The sequence below is a fragment of the Romboutsia sp. genome (assembly GCF_051659545.1).
Lineage (GTDB): Bacteria > Bacillota > Clostridia > Peptostreptococcales > Peptostreptococcaceae > JBOFOR01.
The window spans coordinates 1-4,811 of sequence record NZ_JBOFOR010000055.1; the positions used below are offsets into that span (position 1 = coordinate 1).

Below are 4,811 nucleotides of genomic sequence, written 5' to 3' on the forward strand. Positions count from 1 at the left end.
AATAGATTGAATTATACAAAAAAAGTAAATGTTTTATATTAAATATACCAAAATATGTATAAAACTGTTATATTATAATTGATAACCAATAATTAACAACTAAAGGATGGGTAAAATGGAAAATAAAAAGATGGAGTTAATAGAGCCTTTATTAAATAGAGGGAAGGTATTTAGGCTTAAATGTGAAAAGTGTAAGTCAGTATCAGTGGAAATAAGTGAAAAAGAGAAATCAGAGTATACTTGTTTTGAATGTGGAGGAAAATGTAAAATATTTTAGTTAAAATTAAGAAAGAGGCATTAATTTGAATTAGTGTCTTTTTTTGTGCAAATAAGTCGGATACCCAGTATAGATAAAATTAAAGGTAATTTTTTCAAAACAAAGAATATTAATATCATCACAGTAATTTTAAAAATAAGTTTACAAAGGAGGATTTATATAATGAAATACCCTATATTAGAAATACACTTAAACAAAATCTATGAAAATACAAGGTATATGACAGATTTATGTAATAAACACAAAATAACTGTTGCTGGTGTTATAAAAGGTTTGAATGGAGAACCTTTAGTTGCAGAGAAAATGATACAAGGTGGATGTAAATATATTGCTAGCTCAAGAGTAAGTCAATTAATAAATTTAAAATCAAAAGGTATAAACATAGAAAATATGTTAATACGCATACCTATGATTGGAGAATTAGACGAAGTTGTAAATTATGTTGATATTAGCTTGAATTCAGAAAAACAAATAATTAATAAAATAGAAGAAGAATGTAAACGACAAAATAAGGAACATAAAATAATACTAATGATGGACCTAGGAGATTTGAGAGAAGGAATTATAGATGAAGCTGAATTTATAAATCTAGCGTTGTACGTTGAGAATAACTTAAGTAAAGTGAAACTTTTTGGAATAGGTACTAATTTAAGTTGTTATGGCTCAATAAAACCATCTATAGATAATTTAAATAAACTATGTAACGTTGCAGAAATAATAGAAAATAAAATTAATAGAAAATTAGATATAATATCAGGTGGAGCCACTACAACATTGCCTTTAATATTAGATAATAAAATTCCAAATAAAATAAATAATTTAAGATTAGGAGAAGGGATTATAGTTGCTCGTGACTTACCTAGTCTTTGGGGATATAATATAAATAATATGCATATAGATACATGTGTACTAAAAGCAGAAATTATAGAAATTAAAAACAAACCATCTTATCCAATTGGTGAAATGTTTGTAGCTGCATTTGGGGATTCACCTATTTATGAAGATAAAGGGATTAGAAAAAGAGCTATATTAGGAATTGGGAAACAAGATTTTGTATTTGATAATAGTTTAATACCATTAGATGAAGGCGTAGAAATTGTAGGTAGTAGTAGTGACCACTTAATAGTAGACCTAGAAAACAGCAATAAAGATTTTAAATTAGGAGATGTATTAAATTTTGGACTATTTTATGCAAACATATTGTATTTATCATCATCAGATTATATTGAAAAAGTTTATATTTAATATTATGTACTTACCTATACCAAATCTAAGGTATTAGGTAAGTTTGCTTGTTAACTATATCAAAACAGTCTTCTAATAAAACATTAGACTTTATTTCTGTACATTTACTCATTAAAATGTCTATATCTGAATAAAAAGTATGTTTGATATTGTCAGCATGTTTAAAAACAATATGATTAAAGCATGAGCTTGCAAAAATCTTATATCCTTTTTTACAACAATCTTGATTAAAGTAAAAATCTTCTCTTCTCGATAAATCTCTAAATCTAATATTATTAAAGATAGATTTTTTTGAGCAAAGAGTAGAACCCATTATAGAGGAGGTATATTGATTTTCAATTAAAGAATTTTTTAATATTAATTTATTGTATTTTTCAAGGTAATAATAAGTTTTATATTTACCAACAATATCACACTTTAAAGATAAAAAAATATTGTGCATCTCATTTAAATAAAAAGGTCCATAATAATCATCATCATCAAACTTAGCAATAAAGTCATTCGTACATTTGGTTATCCCATAGTTTAAGCATTCACCAAGCGAAGTTTTTTGACTAAGTTTGTAAATATAAATATCATTATATAAAGTAGAAAATTTGAAAAAATCTTCAATAATAACACTATCATTATTAATAATAATAATTAGTTCCTTTTTATCAAAAGACTGATTTAAATAATTTTTTATTAAATTATTTATACAATAGCTTCTATTAGTTACAGTTAAAACAGAAAAACTATTATTATTCATATATGATCTCCTTGTATTTAAATATAAAAGCATTGATTAAAACAACATAATCAATGCTTTTATATTTAAAGATTTCTATTAAGGTAGAGGTTGTTTTAAAAGTATATTAATTGTACCAGAGAAATTGCTTATATCGCTACTTATTATATCATGAGAAAATTGAATTTGTGCATAAGTGTCTTCTGTAATATATTTCCATATTATACTCAAACAGTCACAACTATCTTCTCCAGAACAATTACCATCATTTGAAATATAATCAATACAAGGTGTAATACTATCAATATCTTTTAAGAAACTTAAATCAAGAATAAAATCATTATCTACTATAGGATATATTGGTGGTAGATAAATTACTTGACCTTGAGCATACAATTCTGATAGATTAGGCAATGTAATCAGTGGGCTAAGATCATTTATTGCATTCTCAGAAACATCCAATTTTAGTAAATTAACAAGACTAGCTAAAGGTGCAATATCCTCTATTAAATTTCCTGCTAAATTTAATGACTCAAGATTAGTAAGGTTTGCTAGAGGAGTAGTATCAATAATTTTATTTCCTAAAATAACATTTAAAGCGCCTATATCAGTAGTAATTACTGAAGGTGTACTAGAAGCATTTAATATAGTTAAACCTATTAAATTCTCTAATGCTGATAAGTCAGTAATATCACAACCTGAAATATTTAATATTTTTAATGTTTTAATATCTTTTATCATTTCTAAACTAGATACACCATTGCTTGATATATCTAAAAACTCTAGGCTTTGTAATGTTTGTAAATAAGCAGTGTCAATATTATCTAGATCACAATTTGAAATATCCAAATAAATTAAGTTCGGAGTATATTTTAACAAACTAGGATCCAAATTACTGTTATTAGCAAGATTTAAATTAGTTATACTTTCAAGTTCACCAGGAGTAAAAGGTTCTGTAGAACCTGAAGGTCTACCTAAAGCTATATTTAAAGCTTCTTGAGTTTGAATATCGCTAGGTTGAATAGGTGGAGCTTTATACACATTTATCTTTATTTCTATTTCATATAAATAGTAATCTTCTACTTCCCTTATTGGTCTTATTATAGGGAAAAATAGTCCACTATAAGTTACACCAGTCAAGATTTCTAAATCAATAAGAAAATCAACAGCTCTAAAAGGAATATTGTTTATGTTCTGACATAAATTGAAGGTTATACCCTCAAAAGAGTCGTTTTCAAAACCATATATATCAACATTTTCAATCTGTGATATTTGATATGGATTATTTATAGTGGAGATATCTTGTATAGGATTATTATTATAGTCAAATTGAAGACTAAACAAAGCTACTGAGTATGATATGCATGGAGTTAAGGCTACATCTTTATAGTTAATAAAAATATTCACACTTTTTTCTGGACAAATACCTTGTATAGGAAAAGAATTTTGTCTGATTTCTGTTGATGTAAATAATGATTCTATTATTGGTAAATTAGGGTAACAAAGTAGTGATGTTGACTTTGAATAAGGGTAACTAAACTTTGATTTTTTTACAGGAATTAATAGAGTTCTGATTTCCTCAGAATATATTTCAGATGATGGAGGTATTGATTTTATAAATAAAAGGCTATCATCATTAAATTCCTTTAGAATATTTACCTCTTCAATATTCATAAAGTTTTCTTCACTGTCAATGTTTTCTTCTAAAGTACTGTATTCATCTTCAAAATTTAATATTATTAAACCATTTTCTAACGTAAAATATATATCTTTTCCTTTGTATATAGCTTTGCTCATTAGAATATTAAAACTATCAACCTTAATTAAAAGGTTTTTATTTTCATCAAATGTTACTACTGAATTTTCATCTACACTAATATTAATATCCTTAGGATTACAATCATCTTTTAAGATAAAAACACATTCTATTTTTTCATCTTTTAAGTAATAACTCAAATCTATATTAGTATAGATACTAGTGTATGTGATATTTTTATCGTTTTTGTATTCGATTGTACTTTCTTCGTTAAAATTATTGAATTTTAAAACTAAAAAAGTAGATTCTGACACTGGAGCACTATTAGTAGCTTCAGTAGAAAAAATACTTTTTATAAAGTTTTTAAGTTTATTACTTTGTGGTTTAATATTGTTTCTATAACTTAATTTTAGCTGATTACTGAAAAATGATAGAACATAGTTTTTTTGATACAAAATATATTTTTCAGTATTGTGTTGATTAGAATTACTTTTCTCAAAATTTGCTATCTTAACCACCTTCTTAAATAAAGTTTAATTTAACTATCAGTAGCCTAACTGAACTAGTTTGTAATATATTATGTTTTTTTTAATTAAATAGTGATATATTTTGTGGAAAAAAATTTAATATATTGTAAGACCATATTAATAAGTATTTAATAATATATAACCTGAATTATTCATGAACACATTTAATTTTATCAATTTTAATAAAATTAGATGTGTTTATTTTGTTTATGTTAAATCTAGCAAATTTCTAATTTATTTACCTAAAAAAGAATACACTTTCTCTAAGGTCCAGGATAC

4 protein-coding genes are annotated in these 4,811 nt (G+C 24.8%); 2 read left to right on the forward strand and 2 right to left on the reverse strand.

Features of this window, described 5'->3' with window-relative positions; translation table 11 throughout:
* Nucleotides 1-115 precede the first annotated feature (115 nt).
* Together ACRC03_RS03190 and ACRC03_RS03195 are read left to right on the forward strand one after the other, a co-directional pair.
* A complete protein-coding gene (locus ACRC03_RS03190) occupies nucleotides 116-277 on the forward strand; it encodes a hypothetical protein (RefSeq protein ID WP_438651104.1) in 162 nt (53 codons plus the stop codon).
* 162 nt (nucleotides 278-439) lie between these two features.
* Nucleotides 440-1,522 (forward strand): alanine racemase, encoded by a 1,083-nt coding sequence (locus tag ACRC03_RS03195; protein WP_438651105.1) that lies wholly within the window; start codon nucleotides 440-442, stop codon nucleotides 1,520-1,522.
* Between the two features lie 25 nt (nucleotides 1,523-1,547).
* On the opposite strand, the gene ACRC03_RS03200 is transcribed toward ACRC03_RS03195, so the two are convergent.
* Nucleotides 1,548-2,270: a glycosyltransferase family 2 protein gene (locus ACRC03_RS03200; protein WP_438651106.1), complete on the reverse strand. Its 723-nt coding sequence runs from the start codon at nucleotides 2,268-2,270 to the stop codon at nucleotides 1,548-1,550.
* Nucleotides 2,271-2,348: 78 nt separating this feature from the next.
* Complete coding sequence (locus tag ACRC03_RS03205; RefSeq protein WP_438651107.1) at nucleotides 2,349-4,523, reverse strand: leucine-rich repeat domain-containing protein; 2,175 nt, start codon at nucleotides 4,521-4,523, stop codon at nucleotides 2,349-2,351.
* Nucleotides 4,524-4,811: the final 288 nt, after the last annotated feature.